The organism is Brachybacterium muris (assembly GCF_016907455.1).
GTDB classification, from domain to species: domain Bacteria; phylum Actinomycetota; class Actinomycetes; order Actinomycetales; family Dermabacteraceae; genus Brachybacterium; species Brachybacterium muris.
The window spans coordinates 2,633,552-2,656,881 of record NZ_JAFBCB010000001.1; the positions used below are offsets into that span (position 1 = coordinate 2,633,552).

Sequence of the window (23,330 nt, forward strand, 5' to 3'; positions counted from 1 at the left end):
CCCCGGGCCGAGATCGGATTCCGTGGTGACAGTGGAGCTCATCGGTCAGCCTTCTTCGGTCGGATCACGGTGATCACCAGCACGGCCACCACCATCGTCACCAGTGCCATGATCACGCCCATCGCGCTGGCCTCACCGAAGCGGCCGTTTTGGAACGCGGTCTGGTACAGGTGCAGGGAGACGACCTTGGTGCTGTTGGCGGTGCCGCCGTTGGGCGTCATCACCGAGACGAAGGTGAAGGCGTCCAGGGCGAAGATGCCCATGTACACCAGGGCGGTGGAGACGCTGTCGCGCACCATCGGTGCCACGACCTGCACAGCGGTGCGGAAACGACCGGCACCGTCGATGCGGGCCGCCTCCAGGACCTCCTGTCCGATGGACTTGATCGCGGCCACGAACAGCACCATGTAGAAGCCCACGAAGGTCCAGATGATCGCGAAGGCGATCGCCCCGAGCGCGAACTTCTGGTCACCCAGCCAGGCGATGTTCATCGCTGGGATCGGCGAGCTGCCCAGCGCCCAGGTGAGGACGTCGTGCGGCAAGTTCAGGATGCCGTTGAGCAGGCCACCGTTGGGGTGGTACACGAAGTTGAACAGGATGCCGGTGATCACCGCGGGGATCGCGTACGGGAAGAAGCTCACCACGCGGTAGAAGCTCGCACCGCGCACGCCGCGCACACCGCCGCGGGTGTCGCCACCGATGGTCACCATCACGGCCAGCGCGAACGCCAGGGTGATGTGAATATTCGCCTCGCTGGGGTCCGCTGATCGAGGGTTCGGGTGCCACGTCGCTGCCGTAGCGGTGGCGTCGTTCGGGACCACCAGTGGTGTCGTTGGGGCCGCTCTGTCTACGCTCCTTCCGCCGTGTGTATAGGGCACGCGGCGGAAGGAGCAATCTGGAATGGTACGGAAGATCAGGGCGAAGCTGGTGCTCCAGCTGCGCGCAGAAGGTCTGTCGGGGCGAGCGATTTCGTCCTCGCAGGGCATGTCCCGCAAGTCCGTGAGGGCGGTGTTCGAGGCCGCTGACGCTGCAGGGATCGGGTGGGGCGATATCGCGGACGTCGCCGATGAGCAGGTGTATGCCCGGTTGTTCCCGGGCCGGGGCGAGCACGAGAGCGTGTTCGCACAGCCGGACTGGGAACAGGTCCATCGAGAGATGGCCAGGGTCGGCGTGACGCTGAAGCTGTTGCACGGCGAGTACTTCGACGCGACCACGGCGGCTGGGGATCCGGCGATGGGGTATGACCGGTTTTGCCGCACCTACCAGCACCACGTCATGGTCACCGGTGCCGCTTCGAGAGTCGGTCACAAGGCCGGCCAGAGCGTGGAGGTCGACTGGTCCGGCCCCACGATGGAGCTGGCCGATCCGGTCACCGGCGAGGTCTCGAAGGTGTTCTTGTTCGTTGCCTGCCTGCCTTTTTCTCGTTACGCGTTCTGCTTCCCGGCGCTGGATATGCGCCAGGAGTCCTGGCTGCGAGCGCACGTAGCGATGTTCGAGGCGCTGGGCGGGACGGTCCCGAGGATCGTTCCGGACAACCTCAAGACCGGTGTGGTGAAGCACCCCCGCGAGGGCGAGATCGTCCTGAACGATGCGTATCGCGAGATGGCAGCGCATTACTCGGCGGCGGTGCTCCCGGGGAGGGTGCGGAAACCGAAAGACAAGGCGAGCGTGGAGAACACCGTCGCGCACGTCGCGACCTGGGTCATCGCCGGGCTGCGGGATCAGCGATTCACGTCCCTGCCCGAACTTGCAGCCGCCATCGGGCAGCGGATGGAGGCCTATAACGCGGAGCCGTTCCAGAAGCGGCCCGGATCCCGCGCCAGCGTGTTCGACGCGGAGGAGCGGCCGCTGCTGACGCCGCTGCCGGCGGTGCCCTACGAGATCTCGACATGGCACTACGGACGACGAGTGGGCAGGAACGGGCACGTCACGTTCGCGCGGAACTTCTACTCCGCGCCGTTCGCGCACATCGGCGCGAAGGTCGATCTGCGCATCACGGCCCGGACGCTGGAGATCTATCAGGGCAGCCAGCGACTGACCAGTCACCTGCTGCTCCCGGAGACCGCGAGCAATGAGTACCGCACCAACGACGCGGACCTACCTGCGGGCGAGCGTTTCCAGGCCTGGGACGCGCAGAGGGTGCGGGCGTGGGCAGATCGGGTCGGGCCGGCCACGGTGATCGTGATCCAGCGGATCTTCGAGTCCGTGCCGATCGTGGAACAGGGCCTGGATCCCGCGTTGGCGGTGCTACGGCTCTCTCGCCGCTTCTCCGTAGATCGGGTCGAGGCGGCCTGCGCACTCGCGCTGACGGGACGGGTCCGTTCACCGCGCTATGCGCATCTGCACCCGATCTTGGCCACCGGGCAGGACAAGGTCGCCGCCCTGCGTCCACCCCGCGAGGAACCCGCGGAAGACGGCGGATACGTCCGTGGCGCCGACTACTACGCCGGAGGTGTCCGGTGAGCGTGATCGATAACGACACGAAGCGGAAGCTGCGCGAGATGGGCGCGACCGCGCTGCTGGACGCGATCGATGCCCAGGATGAGGCTCACGTGCTGGGGATGTCGTTCCAGGAACGGCTCCAGCTGATCGTGGACGAGGCGCATTCCATCTTCAATCATGGAAAGGTCGAGGGTCTGATCCGCCGGGCGGGGCTGCGTTATCCCGGAGCGGACCTGCGGCGGCTGGATCTGGTCGAGGAACGGGGACTGAACCGGAACGTGATCGCGCAACTGGCAACCTGCTCCTTCATCCAGCGGCAACAGAACGTGGTCTTCCAGGGCTTCACCGGCTCAGGGAAGTCCTACCTCGGCTGCGCGCTGGCGAAGCAGGCCTGCCAGCACCGGCTCCGAGCCCACTACATCCGAATGCCCGACCTCGAAGAGGCCTGGGCCCTGGCAAAGGACAAGCCGCAGGGCCAGACGAAGTTCCTGCGGAAGTACTCCACGTTCTCGCTGCTGGTGATCGACGAGTGGCTGCTGGACCATCCTGACGAGGGAATGCGTTCGATGCTGCTGGAACTGCTCGAGCGCCGCTATGACACCGGCTCGACCGTGTTCTGCACCCAGTACCCGAAGAAGGACTGGCACGCCCGGCTCGGTGGAGCAGTCCACGCCGATGCGATCATGGACCGCATCGTGCACAACACAATCTGGATCGACACCGGCGACAGGAACATGCGAGAACACACCGCACTGCCCCAGTGACCCGATGCCGGCGGGAGCCAGTGGTCCCCACCGCGGCGGCTACTGGCCCCCGTCGGCACGATCGGCGGTCCCCAAGAGCAAGATTCGGTGGCTCCCACGACTACGAATACTCATGATGGTCACCGTGGGCAGCACGATCAGCAGGATGAGGTTGTTGCGCAGGGACTTCCAGAACACGTCGTCGGCGAAGATCCGGCGGTAGTTCTCCAGGCCGATGAACTCCATCGACGGGGACAGACCCGACCAGCTGGTGAGCGAGTAGTAGAACGACTGCACGAACGGTGAGACCACGAACATCACGTAGACGGCGAGGGGGACCCCCAGGAACAGCAGGAAGAACAGCATCCGCTGGACCGTGGGTACCCGACGCCGACGGCGGCGAACGACCGTGTTGGCCGTTGCCGCCGCCTCGCCGAGTCCGGCGACAGGGCCGATCGTCACGAATCGACCTCGAACTTGGTGACCGCGTCGTCCTCCCGCACCTTGTCGATCATGGCCTGCTCCTGCTGACGCAGGGTAGCGGCGTCGATGTCACCCTTGAGGAAGCTGGTCCAGTTGGTGATCGAGTCCGGGCCCAGGCCGTACCAGTCCGAGAAGTTGTAGGTGAAGGTGTTCTCACCGGCATCGGAGATCATCTTGTTCACCGAGGCCAGTGCCGAGGAGCCGAAGCCGTCGTCCGGCACGGTGTCCTTGACGACCGAGGGAGCCTTGGTGAGCTCGGCGAAGTTCGCAGCCTGCTCCTTGGAGAGCATGATGCGCAGGAACTCCGCGCCACCGGCCGGGTTCTCGCCACCGGAGGGGACGAAGAACTGCTCCGCAGCGGTGCCGTGGAACGCCTCGTTCGGCATCGAGCTGCCATCCAGTGAGGGCACCGGGGCGCCGGTCATCTGGTAGCCCTCGGGGGTGACCGAGGCCTGCTCGTTCTCGATCCAGGAACCGGAGGGGTAGAACACGGAGTTGCCCTGGACCCAGTTGGTCTGGGCGTCGGTGTGCTTGATGCCCTCACCGCCGGGCTCGAAGTAGCCGGCCTCCACGGCCTCGGCCATCGCGTCGTAGGCCTGGACGATGGCGTCCTGCTCGAAGGCGCCCTCCTCCAGCTTGTCGATCGACTTGAGCACCTCGGGGCCACCGAACTTGGCGGCCAGGGACAGGGCCATCTCCTGGTAGTAGTTCGAGGCGTTCTGACCGCCGTAGGAGAACAGGTAGCGGCCCTCGCCCTTGACGGTCTCGCCCAGGGTCATGAGCTCCTCCCAGGTCTGCGGGACGCTCCAGCCCTTCTCCTCGAACTCCTTGGCCGAGTACCACAGTGCGAACACGGTGTAGACGTAGTTCATGCCCAGGAACTTGCCGCCGAACATACCGGGGGAGGTGACGCCGGGCAGGAGGTTCTCCTCCACGGTGCCCTCGCCGTCGAGCATCGGGGCCTTCAGCAGGTCGTCCAGGTCCGCCAGCTGCGGCACCAGGCCGTCGATGGCGAGCTTCTGGGCACCGGAGTTGTCGAAGACGTCCGGCGGGTTGCCGCCGGCGAAGCGGGGCTGCAGGTCGGGCTGGATGTTGACAGTGCCGTGCACCTCGACCTCGGCCTCGGGGTACACCTCCTTGTACTTCTCGCCGGCGGCCTCGGCGTACGCGGTGCCGTAGCCACCGTCGAAGATCACTGCCTCGACTGGAGTGGCGCCGTCGACGCCCAGCGGGTTGTCCTCGGAGGTGTTCTCTCCGGTGACGGAACCGCCGCCGTCCGAGCCGTCCTCGTCACCGCCGCCGCCACCGCCTGCGCACGCGGCCAGAGTGGCGGCTGAGGCGCCTGCGCCGGCAAGGGCGAGGAAGCTGCGGCGGGATGCACCGAGACGCTCGAGCGGCGTCAGCGAAGTGGTCTGCTCGTCCATGAGTCCTTCTTTCGTCATTGAAAGCGCATTGCGCTGTCGGTGTCGGCTGCGCGGAGAGCACCAGCTGCTCGCCGTCGCGCCGCCTGCGCCCAGAGTATGAGTATTCGTAGTCGTGGGAGCCACCGAATCTTGCTCTTGGGGACCGCCGATCGTGCCGACGGGGGCCAGTAGCCGCCGCGGTGGGGACCACTGGCTCCCGCCGGCATCGGGTCACTGGGGCAGTGCGGTGTGTTCTCGCATGTTCCTGTCGCCGGTGTCGATCCAGATTGTGTTGTGCACGATGCGGTCCATGATCGCATCGGCGTGGACTGCTCCACCGAGCCGGGCGTGCCAGTCCTTCTTCGGGTACTGGGTGCAGAACACGGTCGAGCCGGTGTCATAGCGGCGCTCGAGCAGTTCCAGCAGCATCGAACGCATTCCCTCGTCAGGATGGTCCAGCAGCCACTCGTCGATCACCAGCAGCGAGAACGTGGAGTACTTCCGCAGGAACTTCGTCTGGCCCTGCGGCTTGTCCTTTGCCAGGGCCCAGGCCTCTTCGAGGTCGGGCATTCGGATGTAGTGGGCTCGGAGCCGGTGCTGGCAGGCCTGCTTCGCCAGCGCGCAGCCGAGGTAGGACTTCCCTGAGCCGGTGAAGCCCTGGAAGACCACGTTCTGTTGCCGCTGGATGAAGGAGCAGGTTGCCAGTTGCGCGATCACGTTCCGGTTCAGTCCCCGTTCCTCGACCAGATCCAGCCGCCGCAGGTCCGCTCCGGGATAACGCAGCCCCGCCCGGCGGATCAGACCCTCGACCTTTCCATGATTGAAGATGGAATGCGCCTCGTCCACGATCAGCTGGAGCCGTTCCTGGAACGACATCCCCAGCACGTGAGCCTCATCCTGGGCATCGATCGCGTCCAGCAGCGCGGTCGCGCCCATCTCGCGCAGCTTCCGCTTCGTGTCGTTATCGATCACGCTCACCGGACACCTCCGGCGTAGTAGTCGGCGCCACGGACGTATCCGCCGTCTTCCGCGGGTTCCTCGCGGGGTGGACGCAGGGCGGCGACCTTGTCCTGCCCGGTGGCCAAGATCGGGTGCAGATGCGCATAGCGCGGTGAACGGACCCGTCCCGTCAGCGCGAGTGCGCAGGCCGCCTCGACCCGATCTACGGAGAAGCGGCGAGAGAGCCGTAGCACCGCCAACGCGGGATCCAGGCCCTGTTCCACGATCGGCACGGACTCGAAGATCCGCTGGATCACGATCACCGTGGCCGGCCCGACCCGATCTGCCCACGCCCGCACCCTCTGCGCGTCCCAGGCCTGGAAACGCTCGCCCGCAGGTAGGTCCGCGTCGTTGGTGCGGTACTCATTGCTCGCGGTCTCCGGGAGCAGCAGGTGACTGGTCAGTCGCTGGCTGCCCTGATAGATCTCCAGCGTCCGGGCCGTGATGCGCAGATCGACCTTCGCGCCGATGTGCGCGAACGGCGCGGAGTAGAAGTTCCGCGCGAACGTGACGTGCCCGTTCCTGCCCACTCGTCGTCCGTAGTGCCATGTCGAGATCTCGTAGGGCACCGCCGGCAGCGGCGTCAGCAGCGGCCGCTCCTCCGCGTCGAACACGCTGGCGCGGGATCCGGGCCGCTTCTGGAACGGCTCCGCGTTATAGGCCTCCATCCGCTGCCCGATGGCGGCTGCAAGTTCGGGCAGGGACGTGAATCGCTGATCCCGCAGCCCGGCGATGACCCAGGTCGCGACGTGCGCGACGGTGTTCTCCACGCTCGCCTTGTCTTTCGGTTTCCGCACCCTCCCCGGGAGCACCGCCGCCGAGTAATGCGCTGCCATCTCGCGATACGCATCGTTCAGGACGATCTCGCCCTCGCGGGGGTGCTTCACCACACCGGTCTTGAGGTTGTCCGGAACGATCCTCGGGACCGTCCCGCCCAGCGCCTCGAACATCGCTACGTGCGCTCGCAGCCAGGACTCCTGGCGCATATCCAGCGCCGGGAAGCAGAACGCGTAACGAGAAAAAGGCAGGCAGGCAACGAACAAGAACACCTTCGAGACCTCGCCGGTGACCGGATCGGCCAGCTCCATCGTGGGGCCGGACCAGTCGACCTCCACGCTCTGGCCGGCCTTGTGACCGACTCTCGAAGCGGCACCGGTGACCATGACGTGGTGCTGGTAGGTGCGGCAAAACCGGTCATACCCCATCGCCGGATCCCCAGCCGCCGTGGTCGCGTCGAAGTACTCGCCGTGCAACAGCTTCAGCGTCACGCCGACCCTGGCCATCTCTCGATGGACCTGTTCCCAGTCCGGCTGTGCGAACACGCTCTCGTGCTCGCCCCGGCCCGGGAACAACCGGGCATACACCTGCTCATCGGCGACGTCCGCGATATCGCCCCACCCGATCCCTGCAGCGTCAGCGGCCTCGAACACCGCCCTCACGGACTTGCGGGACATGCCCTGCGAGGACGAAATCGCTCGCCCCGACAGACCTTCTGCGCGCAGCTGGAGCACCAGCTTCGCCCTGATCTTCCGTACCATTCCAGATTGCTCCTTCCGCCGCGTGCCCTATACACACGGCGGAAGGAGCGTAGACAGAGCGGCCCCAACGACACCACTGGTGGTCCCGAACGACGCCACCGCTACGGCAGCGACGTGGCACCCGAACCCTCGATCAGCGGACCCCAGCGAGGCGAATATTCACAGAGTACTTGCTGAAGTGCTCGATGTTGCAGGATTCATCATCGAAACGATCACGGATTCGTAACGGCAGATCACGTTCGTCCCAGGTACCACGACGGGCCGCGCTCAGACGGCTCCAGGGTTCCGAGCAGGTCCCGGGTCTAGCCTGTGCCCATGACTCAACCCAAGAACTCTCCCCTGAACTCGCAGCTGTTCCGACTGGAGTACCCGCGATCGCTGGGCACCTATGCCACCTACGCGGAGGTGCAGGCGGTGGTCGACATGCTGGCCGACAAGCAGTTCCCGGTCCAGCACACCCTGATCGTGGGGACCGATCTGAAGCTGATGGAGCGAGTCACCGGCCGGCAGTCCTGGGGCCGGGTGGTCCTGGGCGGCGTCCTCAGTGGCATGTGGATGGGTCTGTTCATCGGCATCCTGTTCGCGATGTTCACCGATCAGCCACTGGTCACCGTGATCTCCTCGGTGCTGATCGGCATCGTGTTCTTCACCATCTGGTCCGTGATCGGCTACGCCGCCAGCGGAGGCAAGCGCGATTTCACCTCCATGACCTCCACCATCCCCATGCAGTACGAGCTGCTGGTGGAGCACCGCCACGCCGAGGAGGCCCGCCGGCTGCTGGTCGCCGAGGGCGCGGCCCAGCCGCTCCCCCACCAGGGCGCGGCTCCTCAGCCGCAGTCCGATCTGCCCGGCCAGCAGCCTGTGCACAGCACCCAGGCCCCTTACGGCGCAGTCCCCACCGCCACGGACACCGAAGGCAGCCGCTCGGAGGGTCGCCGCAGCGAGGGCCGCTACGGGCAGCCCGCCCCCACGCCCGCGCACGCGGACGATGCCGACGTCCAGCAGCGCCGCAGCGCTCGGCCCAGCTACGGACAGCCCGCACCCCAGGACCCCCCGACGGATCAGCCGTCCTGAGCCCGGGCATGCAGAAGGCCCCGGACCGGTTTCCCGGTCCGGGGCCTTCCTCGTGCTCAGCGTCCGACAGGACGCGTCACAGGCGCGGGGCGAGCCCCGCCTCGATCACTTGGTGATCTTGGTGACGCGGCCGGAGCCCACGGTGCGGCCACCCTCACGGATGGCGAAGCCGAGGCCCTCCTCCATGGCGATCGGCTGGATCAGCTCGACCGACATCTCGGTGTTGTCGCCGGGCATCACCATGTCGGTGCCCTCGGGGAGGGTGATGACGCCGGTGACGTCGGTGGTGCGGAAGTAGAACTGCGGACGGTAGTTCGAGTAGAACGGGTTGTGACGGCCGCCCTCGTCCTTGGACAGGATGTAGACCTGTGCCTCGAAGTTGGTGTGCGGGGTGATCGAACCCGGCTTGCAGACGACCTGGCCGCGCTCCACGTCCTCGCGCTTAGTGCCACGCAGCAGCAGACCGCAGTTCTCGCCGGCCCACGCCTCGTCCATCTGCTTGTGGAACATCTCGATACCGGTGACGGTGGTCTTCTGCGCCGGACGGATGCCGAGGATCTCGACCTCCGAGTTGATGGCGAGCTTTCCACGGTCCACCTTGCCGGTGACCACGGTGCCGCGGCCCTGGATGGTGAAGACGTCCTCGATGGGCATCAGGAAGGGCTGGTCGAGGTCACGAACCGGGTCCGGGATGGACTCGTCGACGGCCTCCATGAGCTCCTCGATGGACTTGACCCACTCGGCGTCGCCCTCGAGGGCCTTCAGAGCGGAGACCTTGATGACGGGAGCGTCCTCGTCGAAGCCCTGGGCGCCCAGCATCTCGCGGACCTCCATCTCGACGAGCTCGAGGATCTCCTCGTCGTCGACCATGTCGGCCTTGTTCAGCGCGGCGAGCAGGTAGGGGACGCCGACCTGCTTGGCGAGCAGGACGTGCTCACGGGTCTGGGCCATCGGGCCGTCGGTGGCGGCGACCACGAGGATCGCGCCGTCCATCTGAGCAGCGCCGGTGATCATGTTCTTCACGTAGTCGGCGTGGCCGGGGGCGTCGACGTGCGCGTAGTGACGCTTCTCGGTCTCGTACTCGATGTGCGACACGTTGATCGTGATGCCGCGCTGCTTCTCCTCGGGCGCGTTGTCGATCGTGTCGAAGTCGCGCTTCTCGTTCAGATCCGGGAACTTGTCGTACAGGACCTTCGAGATGGCGGCGCTCAGGGTGGTCTTGCCGTGGTCGACGTGACCGATGGTGCCGATGTTGACGTGCGGCTTGGTCCGCTCGAACTTGGCCTTCGCCATGGTGGTGTCCTCCTAGGACTTCGTATCTCTGGGTACTTCTGGATCGGGATCGGATTCCTGCCCGGGTGGCAGGCTCCGACGGAGAGGAGGGGGAGCGAGAGAGGATCCTACCCGCTCCCCCGGCTCCCTCACTCGCCCCGGGTCTTCGCGATGATCTCTTCCGAAATGCTGGAGGGGACCTCCGCGTAGCTGTGGAACTGCATGGTGTACATCGCACGACCCTGGGTCTTGGACCGCAGGTCGCCGACGTAGCCGAACATCTCCGACAGCGGGACGAGAGCGCGGACGATCTTGACCCCGCTCGCATCCTCCATCGACTGGATCTGACCTCGACGGGAGTTCAGATCGCCGATGACATCTCCCATGTACTCCTCAGGGGTGCGCACCTCGACGTCCATGAGGGGCTCCAGGAGCACGGGCTGGGCCTTGCGCAGGGCCTCCTTGGTCGCCATGGAACCGGCGATCTTGAAGGCCATCTCCGAGGAGTCGACGTCGTGGTAGGCGCCGTCGATCAGCGAGGCGCGAACGTTGACCACCGGGTAGCCGGCGAGGATGCCCGACTGCAGGGCGTCCTGGATGCCGGCGTCGATGCTCGGGATGTACTCGCGCGGGATGCGACCGCCGGTGACCTTGTTCTCGAACTCGTAGAACACGCCCTCCTCGGCATCGGTCAGCGGGCCGTAGGTGATCTGCACCTTGCCGAACTGGCCGGAGCCACCGGTCTGCTTCTTGTGCGTGTAGTCGAACTTCTCGACGGTGCGCTTGATGGTCTCGCGGTACGCGACCTGCGGCTTGCCGATGTTGGCCTCGACCTTGAACTCGCGGCGCATGCGGTCCACGAGGATGTCGAGGTGCAGCTCGCCCATGCCCTTGATGACGGTCTGGCCGGTCTCCTCGTCCAGCTCGACCTGGAAGGTGGGATCCTCCTTGGCCAGCTTCTGGATCGCGACACCGAGCTTCTCCTGGTCACCCTTGGTCTTGGGCTCGATGGCCACCGAGATCACGGGCTCGGGGAAGCTCATGGACTCCAGCTGGATCGGCGAGGACGGATCGCACAGGGTGTCGCCCGTGGTGGTGTCCTTCAGGCCGATGAACGCGTAGATGTGGCCCGCGAAGGCCTCCTCCACCGGGTTCTCCTTGTTGGAGTGCATCTGGAACAGCTTGCCCACGCGCTCCTTCTTGCCGGTGGTGGCGTTCAGGATCTGATCGCCCTGCTTGACCTGGCCGGAGTACACGCGCACGTAAGTGAGCGAGCCGAAGAACGGGTGGGTGGCGACCTTGAACGCGAGCGCCGAGAAGGGCTCGTTCCAGTCGGGCTTGCGGGAGAGCTCCTTCTCCTCGTCCTTGACGTCGTGGCCGACCATGGCCGGGACGTCGAGCGGGGAGGGCAGGTAGTCGATCACGCCGTCGAGCATGGGCTGGACGCCCTTGTTCTTGAAGGCGGAACCGCAGAAGACCGGGTAGGCCTCGGAGTTCACGGTGAGGTGGCGGATGCCCTGCTTGAGCTGCTCGGTGGTGAGCTCGCCGTCCTCGAGGTAGGCGTCCATGAGCTCCTCGGAGCTCTCGGCGACGTCCTCGACCAGCTTGGCACGGTACTCGTCGACCGTGTCCTGCAGCTCGGCGGGGATCGGGATCTCCCGCTGCCACTGCCCCAGAGCCGGATCGCCCTTCTTGGCGTTGATCGCGGGCATGTCCTCCTCGAGGGTCTCGGGCCACTCGTAGGCCTTCATCTCGACGAGGTCGATGACGCCGCGGAACTCGTTCTCAGCACCGATCGGGACCTGCATCACCAGCGGCTTGGCGCCGAGGCGGTCCTTGATCGTGCGGACGGTGAAGAAGAAGTCGGCACCGAGCTTGTCCATCTTGTTGACAAAGCAGATGCGCGGCACGTCGTACTTGTCGGCCTGGCGCCACACGGTCTCGGACTGGGGCTCCACGCCCTCCTTGCCGTCGAACACTGCGACGGCGCCGTCGAGCACGCGCAGCGAGCGCTCCACCTCGACGGTGAAGTCGACGTGGCCGGGGGTGTCGATGATGTTGATCTGGTTGTCGTGCCAGTAGCAGGTGGTCGCGGCGGACGTGATGGTGATGCCGCGCTCCTTCTCCTGCTCCATCCAGTCCATGGTGCCCGCACCGTCGTGCGTCTCGCCCATCTTGTAGTTGACACCGGTGTAGAACAGGATCCGCTCGGTGGTGGTCGTCTTGCCGGCGTCGATGTGCGCCATGATGCCGATGTTGCGGACCTTCGTGAGGTCGCTGAGCACTTCAAGTGCCACGGGCTTGTGCCTTTCTGGAGAACTGAATCTGGTCGACAGATCCGGGAAGCCGGTGAGGGGTGCCGGGGCCCGCCACGAGGGCGGGCCCCGACGACCTCACCAGCGGTAGTGAGCGAAGGCCCGGTTGGACTCGGCCATCTTGTGGGTGTCCTCGCGGCGCTTCACGGACGCACCGAGGCCGTTGGAGGCGTCGAGGATCTCGTTCATGAGGCGCTCGGTCATGGTGTGCTCACGACGAGCGCGCGAGTAGCCCACCAGCCAGCGCAGGGCCAGGGTGGTGGAACGGCCGGGCTTGACCTCGATCGGCACCTGGTAGGTGGCACCGCCGACTCGGCGGGAGCGCACCTCGAGGCTGGGACGGATGTTGTCCAGCGCAGCCTTCAGGGTGACCACCGGGTCCTGGCCGTTCTTCTCGCGGCAGCCCTCGAGGGCGCCGTAGACGATGGCCTCGGCGACGGTCTTCTTGCCGTCCAGGAGGATCTTGTTGATGAGCTGGGTGACCAGCGGCGACTCGTAGACCGGGTCCACGACGAGCTGGCGCTTGGGAGCTGCTCCCTTACGAGGCATTACTTCTTCTCCTTCTTCGCGCCGTAGCGGGAACGGGCCTGCTGACGGCCCTTGACACCCTGGGTGTCGAGGGAGCCGCGCACGATCTTGTAGCGCACGCCGGGCAGGTCCTTCACACGGCCGCCGCGGACGAGCACGATCGAGTGCTCCTGGAGGTTGTGGCCCACACCCGGGATGTATGCGGTGACCTCGATGCCGGTGGACAGACGCACACGGGCGATCTTCCGCAGGGCCGAGTTCGGCTTCTTCGGGGTGGTGGTGTAGACGCGCGTGCAGACACCGCGGCGCTGGGGCGAACCCTTGAGCGCCGGCGTCTTCGAGGCGGAGGACTTGTCCTTCCGCCCCTTGCGCACCAGCTGCTGGATAGTTGGCACTGATTCTCTTCCTGTTCGGCCCCCGGACCTGTTGACTCCGGAGGATCGACAACTTCGACCGCTGCAGTGAACGTCCACTGCTGCGGACGGCGACCCGGTTCGCCGCTGCCCATGCCCGGGAAGCGGTGGCGGACCGACCCGCCCGACCGGTATGGGACCGGCCGGTCGTACGGAGGACCGTGATCGGTGCCCGAGGTGCGGGGCCGGGCATGGCCGCCGCACCGGTTTCGGGCACGCCGCAAGGATCCGCTCCTCGCGGGGGACACCCTGCCTCGCCGATGATCACCGGAGAAGCTGTGGGTTCGTCCCAGCTCACGACCAGAGGGCACTCCGGACGCTCTGACAGTCTACGGAGGCCCGGCGGGCAGGGTCAAAGGGATGACGAAGCTCCGACGCACATCACATCGCCCCCGCGCCTGCCCGACCGCGAACCCGGACCGGGGCGCCGGCAGAGGAGCCCCTGCCCGGATGCACCTCGGCCGCAGACCCGCGTGCGCGGGCCTGCGGCCGAGGTGGAGTACTGCGCTGAGCTGAACGGGTCAGCGGATGCCGAGCTTCTTGGTGCATGCGGGCCAGGCGCCCCAGCCCTGCGAGGCCTGGGTCTTCTTGGCGATCGCGATCTGCTGGTCGCGGGTGGCCTGGTTCGCGGTGGGTGCGTACTGCCCGCCGCCGTAGGCCAGCCAGGTGGACTTGCTGAACTGCAGGCCGCCGTAGTAGCCGTTGCCGGTGTTGATGGACCAGTTGCCACCGGACTCGCACTGCGCCAGGCGGTCCCACACGGAGCCGTTGGAGGTGGAGGGTGCGGGGGCGGAGGAGCGCTCGGAGCTGCGCGAGGACTCGGAGGAGCGGGAGGACTTCTTCTCGCTCTTCTTCTCCGCGGCGGGCTCAGCCTTCTTCTCGGCCTTCTTCTCGGCCTTCTTCTCGGCCTTCTTCTCGGCCTTCTTCTCCTGCTTCGGCTCGGGCTTCTTCTCCTGCTTCGGCTCGGGCTTGGGCTCCGGCTTGGCCTTGGTGCCCTCGAGGGTCACCTGGGCAACGGGCTCGGTGACGACCTTCTCGGAGACGACCTCGGTCTCGGTGACCTTGCCGTCCACGACGGTCTCGGAGACGACCTTCTCACGGGAGCCGTCCTTGCCGGGGGTCTTCACCTTGGTGGTGCCCTCGTACAGGGAGTCGTCCTTCTCGGTCTTCTTCTCGAAGGGGATCTTCTCGGTCTCGGTGCGCGCCACCTCGCGCACGCGCTGCACCGTGATGGTCGCGCCGTCGGTGAGCACCGAGTCGCGGTTCACGGAGGCGGTGTCGGTGTCCTCGATGTCGCCCAGCACGGCGCGCATGGCCTCATCGACCGTGAGGGCGGTGACCTCGAAGGTGGCCTCGCCGTACTGGCCCACAAAGGTGACGGTCTTGCGGGTGATGACCTCGACGTCGGTGCCACCGGCCTCGAGCTCGGTGGTGGGCTCCGGGGTGATGCGGGCGCCCTCGGCTGCGTAGTCGACCTCGTCCAGGGCGTCGGCCACGGTGCTGCCGGTGGTCAGCAGCTCCTGGGGCTCGCCGTCCACGGTCACGGTGACGGGGGTGCGCTCGATGATCTGGATCTCGGTGCCGTCGGTGACCTGCTCGTCCAGACCCGGGACCACGAGGTCGGTGTCCTTGACCTCGATGCCCTGGTCGGCGAGTACCTCGGCCACGGTGGGGCTGAAGGTGCGCACGCTGGACTGCTCGCCGTACGCGTCCACGGTCACCTCGTTCGACATCGCGTAGGCGGTGCCGCCGCCTCCGACGCCGATGACGCAGGCCGTAGCGGCTGCGATGATCCACGGGGTCTTCTTCACTGTTCCACCTGTTCCTCGGCCGCCTGGTGACGGCCCCGTCGTTCCCTGGGCTCGTGGGCCCCGGTGCGGGGCCGGCGTGATCGGCGCGGAGCGCACAGCGACCGGGGAGGTCGAGCAGTGCGAGGAAGGTCGCGCGGCGGATCCGCCTGTTCCATGGTTGCGCGTTCCGGCCCGCCCTGAAAGGGCCCCTGCCGGACCTTGAACGGAGGTCAGGGGGATCTTTACCCTCCCGTGAACCTCTGCGCGGGACAGGTCACGTCCTCTGCGGTGCCGGGTGGCGCCCCTCACGCAGCGAACACTGCCGGACGACGAACGACAGGGGCGGCCCCACCCGGAGGTGGGACCGCCCCTTGTCAGTGTTCAGCTGTGACTCAGCGGAAGTCGGTGCGGAACGGATCGGCGTAGTCGATGTCGTCCAGGTTCACGGAACCGGTCTGACCGAAGCCGGAGAAGTCCAGCTCGTCGTACCCGGGCACCTGGTACATCTGCGCCTTGGCCTCGTCGGTGGGCTCCACCACGATGCGGCGGAACCGCGGCAGGCCGGTCCCGGCAGGGATCAGCTTGCCGATGATGACGTTCTCCTTGAGCCCAAGGAGCTGATCGCTCTTGCGGTTCAGGGCGGCCTCGGTCAGCACGCGGGTGGTCTCCTGGAAGGAGGCCGCCGACAGCCACGAGTCGGTCGCCAGCGACGCCTTGGTGATGCCCATCAGCTCCGGACGACCGGAGGCCGGCTGGCCACCCTCGGCGAGCACCCGACGGTTCTCGGTCTCGAAGGCCACGCGCTCGGCGAAGTCACCGGGCAGCAGGTCGGTGTCACCGGACTCGATGATCGTCACGCGACGCAGCATCTGGCGCACGATGACCTCGATATGCTTGGCGTGGATGTCCACACCCTGCGAGATGTACACCTTCTGGACCTCGTCCACCAGGTGCTGCTGCACGGCGCGGGGGCCGAGGATGCGCAGCACCTGCTTCGGGTCGACCGAGCCCACGGTGAGCTGGTGGCCAACCTCCACGTGGTCGCCGTCGGCGACCCGCAGGGTCACGCGCTTGGAGACGTTGTAGGTGATGGGCTCCGAGCCGTCGTCGGGGGTGACGGTGATGCGACGCTGCTTGTCGCTCTCCTCCACCTCCACGCGGCCCGCGGACTCGGTGATCGGCGCGAAGCCGGCCGGGGTACGGGCCTCGAACAGCTCCTGCACACGGGGCAGACCGTGCGTGATGTCGCCGTCGGCGCTGGCCACACCGCCGGTGTGGAAGGTACGCATGGTCAGCTGGGTGCCGGGCTCACCGATGGACTGGGCGGCGATGATGCCCACGGCCTCGCCAATGTCCACCAGGTGACCGCTCGCGAGCGAACGGCCGTAGCAGGCGGCGCAGGTGCCTACGGCGGAGTCGCAGGTGAGCACGGAGCGGATCTTGACCTCGCGCACTCCCCCGGCGACCAGCTGCTCGATGAGCACATCGCCCACCTCGGCGCCGGCCGGAGCCAGCTCCTGGCCGTCCTCACCGGTGACCGCAGCGGCCAGCACACGGCCGTACACGGTGGTCTCCACGTTCTCGTGGGGCACCAGCGCACCGGCCTCCTCCACAGCGATCGGCAGGACCAGGCCCTTGGAGGTGCCGCAGTCGGCCTCGCGGACGATGACGTCCTGGGAGACGTCGACCAGACGACGGGTCAGGTACCCGGACTGGGCGGTCTTCAGCGCGGTGTCCGCCAGGCCCTTGCGGGAGCCGTGCGAGGCGATGAAGTACTCCAGGACCGAGAGCCCCTCCTTGTAGTTGGAGAGGATCGGGCGCGGGATGATCTCACCCTTGGGGTTGTTCACCAGACCGCGCATACCGGCGATCTGACGGATCTGCATCCAGTTGCCACGAGCACCGGAGTCCACCATCCGGTAGATGGTGTTGCCCTTGTCGAAGTTGGCCCGCATCGCTGTGTCGACCTCGTTGGTGGCCTCGGTCCAGATGTCGATGAGCTCCATGTTGCGCTCGACCTCGGAGACCAGGCCCAGGTCGCGGTTCTCCTGCACCTGCGCGGCCTTGGCCTCGTACTTTTGGACGATCTCGTCCTTGTTCGGCGGGACCACCACGTCGGAGAACGCGAAGGACACACCCGAACGGGTGGACCAGGAGAAGCCGTAGGCCTTCAGGGCGTCCAGGGACGCGGAGACCTGCACCTTCTCGTAGCGCTCGGCGAGAGCGTTGACGATGCCACCCAGTCGCTTCTTGCCCACCTGGCCCTCCACGTACGGGAAGTCCTCGGGCAGGGTCTCGTTGAAGTACACGGTGCCCAGGGTGGTGGTGAGGGTGATCGGGTCGCCCTCGGTCCAGCCCTCCGGGGCCTCCCAGCCGTTCGGCGGCACGATGTCGGTGAAGCGGATGCTCACCGGGGCGTTCAGGTCCAGCTCGCCCGCGTCGAAGGCCATGATGGCCTCGGCCTCGGAGGAGAAGGAGCGGCCTGCGCCCTTGGAGTCCTCACGCACCGTGGTCAGGTGGTACAGACCGATCACCATGTCCTGCGCGGGCATGGTCACCGGACGGCCGTCGGACGGCTTGAGGATGTTGTTGCTGGAGAGCATCAGGATGCGGGCCTCGGCCTGCGCCTCAGCGCTCAGCGGCAGGTGCACGGCCATCTGGTCGCCGTCGAAGTCGGCGTTGAAGGCGGCGCACACCAGCGGGTGCAGGTGGATGGCCTTGCCCTCGACCAGCTGCGGCTCGAAGGCCTGGATGCCCAGACGGTGCAGGGTGGGTGCACGGTTCAGCAGCACCGGGTGCTCGGTGATGACCTCCTCGAGCACGTCCCACACCTCGGGACGGGCACGCTCGACCATGCGCTTGGCGGCCTTCACGTTCTGCGCATGGGACAGCTCCACCAGGCGCTTCATCACGAAGGGCTTGAACAGCTCCAGCGCCATGCCCTTGGGCAGACCGCACTGGTGCAACTGCAGCTGCGGGCCGTTCACGATCACGGAACGACCGGAGTAGTCCACGCGCTTGCCCAGCAGGTTCTGACGGAAGCGGCCCTGCTTGCCCTTGAGCATGTCCGAGAGCGACTTCAGCGGACGGTTGCCCGGACCGGTGACCGGACGGCCACGACGACCGTTGTCGAACAGCGAGTCCACCGACTCCTGCAGCATGCGCTTCTCGTTGTTCACGATGATCTCGGGGGCACCGAGATCCAGCAGCCGCTTGAGGCGGTTGTTGCGGTTGATCACGCGGCGGTACAGGTCGTTGAGGTCGGAGGTCGCGAAGCGGCCACCGTCCAGCTGCACCATCGGGCGCAGGTCCGGGGGGATCACCGGCACGCAGTCCAGCACCATGCCGTCGGGCGAGTTGGTGGTGGTGCGGAAGGCGGAGACCACCTTCAGGCGCTTCAGGGCGCGGGCCTTCTTCTGGCCCTTGCCGGTGGCGATGATCTCGCGCAGGGTCGCGGCCTCGGTGTCGAGGTCGAAGTCCTGCAGGCGCTTCTGGATCGCCTCGGCGCCCATGCCGCCCTCGAAGTAGGTGCCGTAGCGCAGCTTCATGGCGCGGTACAGCTGCTCATCGCCCTCGAGGTCAGCGACCTTGAGCGACTTGAAACGCTCCCACACCGCGGTGATACGGGCGATCTCGGCGTCGTACTTCTTGCGGATCTGGGCCTGCTCACGCTCGGAGGAGTCGCGGACCTTGCGCTTCGCGTCGGCCTTGGCACCCTCCTCCTCGAGCTGGGCGAGGTCCTTCTCGGCGGTGACGGCGCGGCTGTTGACGGCGCTGTCGCGCTCGTTCTCCAGCTCCTTGATCTCCAGGTCATGGCGGGCCTGGAGATCCGGGAGGTCCTCGTGGCGGGCATCCACGTCCACCGCGGTGATCATGTACGCGGCGAAGTAGATGACCTTCTCGAGGTCCTTGGGCGCCAGGTCCAGCAGGTAGCCCAGACGGCTGGGCACGCCCTTGAAGTACCAGATGTGGGTGACGGGAGCGGCGAGCTCCACGTGGCCCATGCGCTCACGGCGCACGGAGGACTTGGTGACCTCCACGCCGCAGCGCTCGCAGACGATGCCCTTGAAGCGCACGCGCTTGTACTTTCCGCAGTAGCACTCCCAGTCCCGGGTGGGACCGAAGATGCGCTCGCAGAACAGGCCGTCCATCTCGGGCTTCAGGGTGCGGTAGTTGATGGTCTCCGGCTTCTTGACCTCGCCGTGTGACCAGGTGCGGATGTCATCGGCGGTCGCGAGGCCGATGCGCAGCTCGTCGAAGGTGTTGACGTCGAGCACAGGTGTCCTTCTCTCGAATCGGAAGTCATGCGGTCTGAAAGTTCAGGGTCCAGGGGCGGGCCGACGGGTGCGCTGGGCGCTCCCGTCGGGCCCTGTCTCTCAGACCTCTTCGATGGAGCCGACGCCCTCGTGGGGCCGGCGGGACAGGTCGATGCCGAGCTCCTCGGCGGCGCGGAAGACCTCCTCGTCGCTCTCCCGCACCTCCTGGGCGGTGCCGTCGGAGGAGAGGACCTCGACGTTCAGGCACAGCGACTGCATCTCCTTGAGCAGCACCCGGAACGACTCCGGGATGCCGGGCTCGGGGATGTTCTCGCCCTTGACGATCGCCTCGTAGACCTTGACGCGGCCGGAGATGTCGTCGGACTTGATGGTGAGCAGCTCCTGCAGGGCGTAGGCGGCGCCGTAGGCCTCCAGGGCCCACACCTCCATCTCGCCGAAGCGCTGGCCGCCGAACTGGGCCTTACCGCCCAGGGGCTGCTGCGTGATCATCGAGTACGGGCCGGTGGAGCGGGCGTGCAGCTTGTCGTCCACCAGGTGGTGGAGCTTCAGGATGTACATGTAGCCCACCGAGATCGGCTCGGGGAACGGCTCACCGGAGCGACCGTCGAACAGCTGCGCCTTGCCGTTCTCCTTGACCATCCGCACACCGTCCCGGTTGGGGCGGTGGTTGGCGATCAGGCCCTCCAGCTCCTCGGCCGAGAGGCCGTCGAAGACGGGCACGGCCACGGGGGTGCCGGGCTCGCCGTGCAGGGCGGCCTCGGGCAGGTCGTCCACAGCCACGGAACCCTTCTCGAGGTCCCAGCCGTTCTTGGCGACCCAGCCGAGGTGGGTCTCCATGACCTGGCCGATGTTCATACGACCGGGCACACCCATCGGGTTCAGGATGATGTCCACCGGGGTGCCGTCCTCGAGGAACGGCATGTCCTCCACGGGCAGGATCTTGGCGATGACGCCCTTGTTGCCGTGGCGGCCGGCGAGCTTGTCGCCGTCGGTGATCTTGCGCTTCTGGGCCACGTACACGCGGACCATCTCGTTGACACCGGTGGGGAGGATGTCTCCGTCCTCGTCATCGGTGAACACGCGCACACCGATCACGGTGCCGGACTCGCCGTGGGGCACGCGCAGGGAGGTGTCGCGCACCTCGCGGGCCTTCTCGCCGAAGATGGCGCGCAGCAGGCGCTCCTCCGGGGTCAGCTCGGTCTCGCCCTTGGGGGTCACCTTGCCGACCAGGATGTCGCCCGGCTCCACCTCGGCGCCGATGCGGATGATGCCGCGCTCGTCGAGGTCGGCCAGGACATCGTCACCCACGTTGGGGATGTCCCGGGTGATCTCCTCCTTGCCCAGCTTGGTGTCGCGGGCGTCGACCTCATGCTCCTCGATGTGGATCGAGGTGAGGACGTCGTCCTGGACCATCCGCGAGGACAGGATGATGCCGTCCTCGTAGTTGTGGCCCTCCCACGACATGAACGCCACCAGCAGGTTCTTGCCGAGGCTCAGCTCGCCCTGGTCGGTGGAGGGACCGTCGGCCAGGATGGACCCGGCCTCGACGCGGTCGCCCTCGTCGAACAGGACGCGCTGGTTGTAGCTGTTGCCGGCGTTGGAGCGCTGGAACTTCCCGATCGGGTAGGTCTGGCGGGTGCCGTCGTCGGCCATGACGGACACGAGGTCCGCGCTGAGCTCCTCGATGACGCCGCCCTTCTGGGCCACCACCACGTCGCCGGCGTCCACCGCGGCGCGACGCTCCATGCCCGTGCCGACAAGCGGCATCTCCGGGCGCAGCAGCGGCACGGCCTGGCGCTGCATGTTCGAGCCCATCAGGGCGCGGTTGGCGTCGTCGTGCTCGAGGAACGGGATCATGGCGGTCGCCACCGACACCATCTGGCGGGCGGAGACGTCCATGTAGTCCACGTCGGAGGCGTCCACCAGGTCCGGCTCGCCGCCGGTGAGGCGCACCAGCACCTGCTCCTCGGCGAAGCGGCCGTCGTCGGTGAGCTTCGCGTTGGCCTGCGCGATGACGTGGCGGTCCTCGTCATCAGCGGTCAGGTACACGATCTCGTCGGTGACCTGGCCGTCGGTGACCTTGCGGTACGGGGTCTCCACGAAGCCGAAGGGGTTGATGCGGGCGAAGGTGGCCAGCGAGCCGATCAGGCCGATGTTCGGGCCCTCAGGGGTCTCGATGGGGCACATGCGGCCGTAGTGCGAGGGGTGCACGTCGCGCACCTCCATGCCCGCACGGTCGCGGGAGAGGCCGCCCGGGCCCAGCGCCGAGAGGCGACGCTTGTGCGTCAGGCCCGACAGCGGGTTGTTCTGGTCCATGAACTGCGAGAGCTGGGAGGTCCCGAAGAACTCCTTGATCGCCGCGGTCACGGGCCGAATGTTGATCAGGGTCAGCGGGGTGATCGCCTCGACGTCCTGCGTGGTCATGCGCTCGCGGACCACGCGCTCCATGCGGGACAGGCCCGTGCGGACCTGGTTCTGGATCAGCTCGCCCACCGCGCGGATGCGACGGTTGCCGAAGTGGTCGATGTCGTCGGTCTCCACGCGCACGGTGTGCCCGTCGGAGGAGGTGTACTCCGTCAGGCCCTCGTGCAGGGCGACGATGTACTTGATGGTCGCCACCACGTCCTTCAGACGCAGGCTGGACTCGGACAGCGAGCCGTCCACGCCGAGCTTCTTGCCGATCTTGTAGCGCCCCACCTTGGCCAGGTCGTAGCGCTTGGGGTTGAAGTAGAGGTTGTTCAGCATGGCCTCGCCCGCATCGCGCGTGGGCGGCTCGCCCGGGCGCTGCTTGCGGTAGATGTCCATGAGGGCCTCGTCGGGCGAGGAGATGCGGTCCTTCTCCAGGGTGGAGCGCATGGACTCGAACTCGCCGAACTCCTCGAGGATGTCGCTGTGCGACATGCCGAGGGCCTGCAGCAGGGTGGTGACCGACTGCTTGCGCTTGCGGTCGATGCGCACGCCGACCTGGTCGCGCTTGTCGACCTCGAACTCCAGCCACGCACCGCGCGAGGGGATGATCTTGGCGGAGAAGATGTGCTTGTCGCTGGTCTTGTCGACCGACTCCTCGAAGTACACACCCGGGGAGCGCACCAGCTGCGAGACGACGACACGCTCGGTGCCGTTGATGATGAAGGTGCCCTTGTCGGTCATCAGGGGGAACTCACCCATGAAGACCGTCTGGGTCTTGATCTCACCGGTCTCGTTGTTCATGAACTCCGCGATGACGTACAGCGGAGCAGCGTAGGTGAGGTCCTTCTCCTTGCACTCGTCGACGGTGTACTTCGGATCGTCGAAGGTGTGGTCCCGGAACGACAGGGACATGTTGCCCGCGAAGTCCTCGATCGGGGAGATCTCCTCGAGGATGTCGGCGAGACCGGAGGTCTGCGGGACGTCCTCGCGACCGGCGGCGGCGGCCTCAGCGGCACGCTCCTGCCAGCGCTCGTTGCCCAGCAGCCAGTCGAACGACGTGGTCTGCAGGCTCAGGAGGTCCGGCACGTCGATCGGGTCGCCGAGCTTGGCGAACGTGACGCGCGGCGAGGCGGTACGGCGAGAGATTGCGGTGGTGGTGTCGGTGCTCGAGGCAGCCAAGGGGGGTCCTTCCAGGCCGATGACGGAATCCCAGGCGCGGCGAACACCCCGTGAGGTGATGGAACATGTGCCAGGGCACACCGGAGCGACGCACAGCGCAAAGTCCGATCATACACAAAACCGCGGATGGACACAAGGGTCGCTTCGCGACGGGTCCATCCGCGTCGACCGCCATATGCCTGGCGCGGAAGGCGAAGCCTCCTGCCCGTCTGTCTCGACGTGGCCACCAGGACTCTCGCTCACCCGGCGCCTGTAGGCGAAGGGTGGGGGTCCTGGTGCCGAAAGCGGCAGGAACAGCTTCGTACGTCACACAGGATGCGTGTTTATCCCTCGCGAGTCAAGCAGCGGACCGCCGTGTCGGAGCAGCAGTGTGGAGCAGCCACGTCTCGTCCGGACCACCATCGGATCCTCCCCCGCGTTCGGAACCGGCAACGCGGAACGGCGCGGACCCGGCTGAGCCGGATC

Annotated in this window: 16 protein-coding genes; 3 read left to right on the forward strand and 13 right to left on the reverse strand. The window is 66.8% G+C overall.

Going from position 1 to position 23,330, the window contains the following annotated elements; translation table 11 throughout:
* Positions 1 to 38 precede the first annotated feature (38 nt).
* Positions 39 to 821: a carbohydrate ABC transporter permease gene (locus tag JOD52_RS12345; protein WP_338124094.1), complete on the reverse strand. Its 783-nt coding sequence runs from the start codon at positions 819 to 821 to the stop codon at positions 39 to 41.
* Between the two features lie 79 nt (positions 822 to 900).
* Between JOD52_RS12345 and istA (JOD52_RS12350) the strand changes: the two genes are divergently transcribed.
* Together istA (JOD52_RS12350) and JOD52_RS12355 are read left to right on the forward strand one after the other, a co-directional pair.
* Entirely contained in the window at positions 901 to 2,463 is a 1,563-nt protein-coding gene (gene istA, locus JOD52_RS12350; RefSeq protein WP_204408388.1) for an IS21 family transposase, read from the forward strand.
* The gene (locus JOD52_RS12355; protein ID WP_338124028.1) at positions 2,460 to 3,206 is read left to right on the forward strand and encodes an ATP-binding protein; all 747 of its coding nucleotides are present in this window, start codon (positions 2,460 to 2,462) and stop codon (positions 3,204 to 3,206) included. Before istA (JOD52_RS12350) ends, JOD52_RS12355 begins: the two co-directional genes overlap by 4 nt.
* Positions 3,207 to 3,245: 39 nt before the next feature.
* On the opposite strand, the gene JOD52_RS17145 is transcribed toward JOD52_RS12355, so the two are convergent.
* Genes JOD52_RS17145 through istA (JOD52_RS12380) form a run of 5 tightly spaced genes read right to left on the reverse strand, consistent with a single transcriptional unit; the run spans position 3,246 to position 7,608 of the window.
* A complete protein-coding gene (locus JOD52_RS17145) occupies positions 3,246 to 3,647 on the reverse strand; it encodes a carbohydrate ABC transporter permease (RefSeq protein ID WP_239551890.1) in 402 nt (133 codons plus the stop codon).
* Complete coding sequence (gene ngcE / locus JOD52_RS12365; protein WP_204410261.1) at positions 3,644 to 5,092, reverse strand: N-acetylglucosamine/diacetylchitobiose ABC transporter substrate-binding protein; 1,449 nt, start codon at positions 5,090 to 5,092, stop codon at positions 3,644 to 3,646. Before ngcE ends, JOD52_RS17145 begins: the two co-directional genes overlap by 4 nt.
* A 14-nt stretch (positions 5,093 to 5,106) precedes the next feature.
* Complete coding sequence (locus JOD52_RS12370) at positions 5,107 to 5,298, reverse strand: hypothetical protein (RefSeq protein WP_204410263.1); 192 nt, start codon at positions 5,296 to 5,298, stop codon at positions 5,107 to 5,109.
* A gap of 4 nt (positions 5,299 to 5,302) precedes the next feature.
* Positions 5,303 to 6,049 (reverse strand): ATP-binding protein, encoded by a 747-nt coding sequence (locus JOD52_RS12375; protein ID WP_338124028.1) that lies wholly within the window; start codon positions 6,047 to 6,049, stop codon positions 5,303 to 5,305.
* Positions 6,046 to 7,608: an IS21 family transposase gene (gene istA, locus JOD52_RS12380; protein ID WP_204408388.1), complete on the reverse strand. Its 1,563-nt coding sequence runs from the start codon at positions 7,606 to 7,608 to the stop codon at positions 6,046 to 6,048. Before istA (JOD52_RS12380) ends, JOD52_RS12375 begins: the two co-directional genes overlap by 4 nt.
* Before the next feature lie 315 nt (positions 7,609 to 7,923).
* On the opposite strand from istA (JOD52_RS12380), the gene JOD52_RS12385 reads away from it, so the two are divergent.
* Positions 7,924 to 8,682, forward strand: coding sequence for a YflT domain-containing protein (locus tag JOD52_RS12385; protein WP_204410265.1), 759 nt, complete (start codon positions 7,924 to 7,926; stop codon positions 8,680 to 8,682).
* A gap of 105 nt (positions 8,683 to 8,787) precedes the next feature.
* Here JOD52_RS12385 and tuf read toward each other — a convergent pair whose 3' ends face one another.
* The 7 genes from tuf to rpoB form a co-directional block, all read right to left on the reverse strand.
* Complete coding sequence (tuf, locus tag JOD52_RS12390) at positions 8,788 to 9,975, reverse strand: elongation factor Tu (RefSeq protein WP_204410267.1); 1,188 nt, start codon at positions 9,973 to 9,975, stop codon at positions 8,788 to 8,790.
* Positions 9,976 to 10,103: 128 nt separating this feature from the next.
* Positions 10,104 to 12,251: an elongation factor G gene (fusA, locus tag JOD52_RS12395; protein ID WP_204410269.1), complete on the reverse strand. Its 2,148-nt coding sequence runs from the start codon at positions 12,249 to 12,251 to the stop codon at positions 10,104 to 10,106.
* 96 nt (positions 12,252 to 12,347) lie between these two features.
* Positions 12,348 to 12,818, reverse strand: a complete 471-nt coding sequence (gene rpsG / locus JOD52_RS12400; protein WP_017824513.1) for a 30S ribosomal protein S7 — start codon at positions 12,816 to 12,818, stop codon at positions 12,348 to 12,350.
* Positions 12,818 to 13,192, reverse strand: a complete 375-nt coding sequence (rpsL, locus tag JOD52_RS12405) for a 30S ribosomal protein S12 (protein WP_193864424.1) — start codon at positions 13,190 to 13,192, stop codon at positions 12,818 to 12,820. Before rpsL ends, rpsG begins: the two co-directional genes overlap by 1 nt.
* Before the next feature lie 539 nt (positions 13,193 to 13,731).
* Positions 13,732 to 15,021 (reverse strand): transglycosylase family protein, encoded by a 1,290-nt coding sequence (locus JOD52_RS17545; protein WP_204410271.1) that lies wholly within the window; start codon positions 15,019 to 15,021, stop codon positions 13,732 to 13,734.
* 371 nt (positions 15,022 to 15,392) lie between these two features.
* The gene (locus JOD52_RS12415) at positions 15,393 to 19,277 is read right to left on the reverse strand and encodes a DNA-directed RNA polymerase subunit beta' (RefSeq protein ID WP_204410272.1); all 3,885 of its coding nucleotides are present in this window, start codon (positions 19,275 to 19,277) and stop codon (positions 15,393 to 15,395) included.
* 99 nt (positions 19,278 to 19,376) lie between these two features.
* Positions 19,377 to 22,865 carry a DNA-directed RNA polymerase subunit beta gene (gene rpoB, locus JOD52_RS12420; protein ID WP_204410274.1) on the reverse strand — a complete coding sequence of 1,163 codons (3,489 nt, stop codon included), beginning with the start codon at positions 22,863 to 22,865 and terminating at the stop codon, positions 19,377 to 19,379.
* Positions 22,866 to 23,330: the final 465 nt, after the last annotated feature.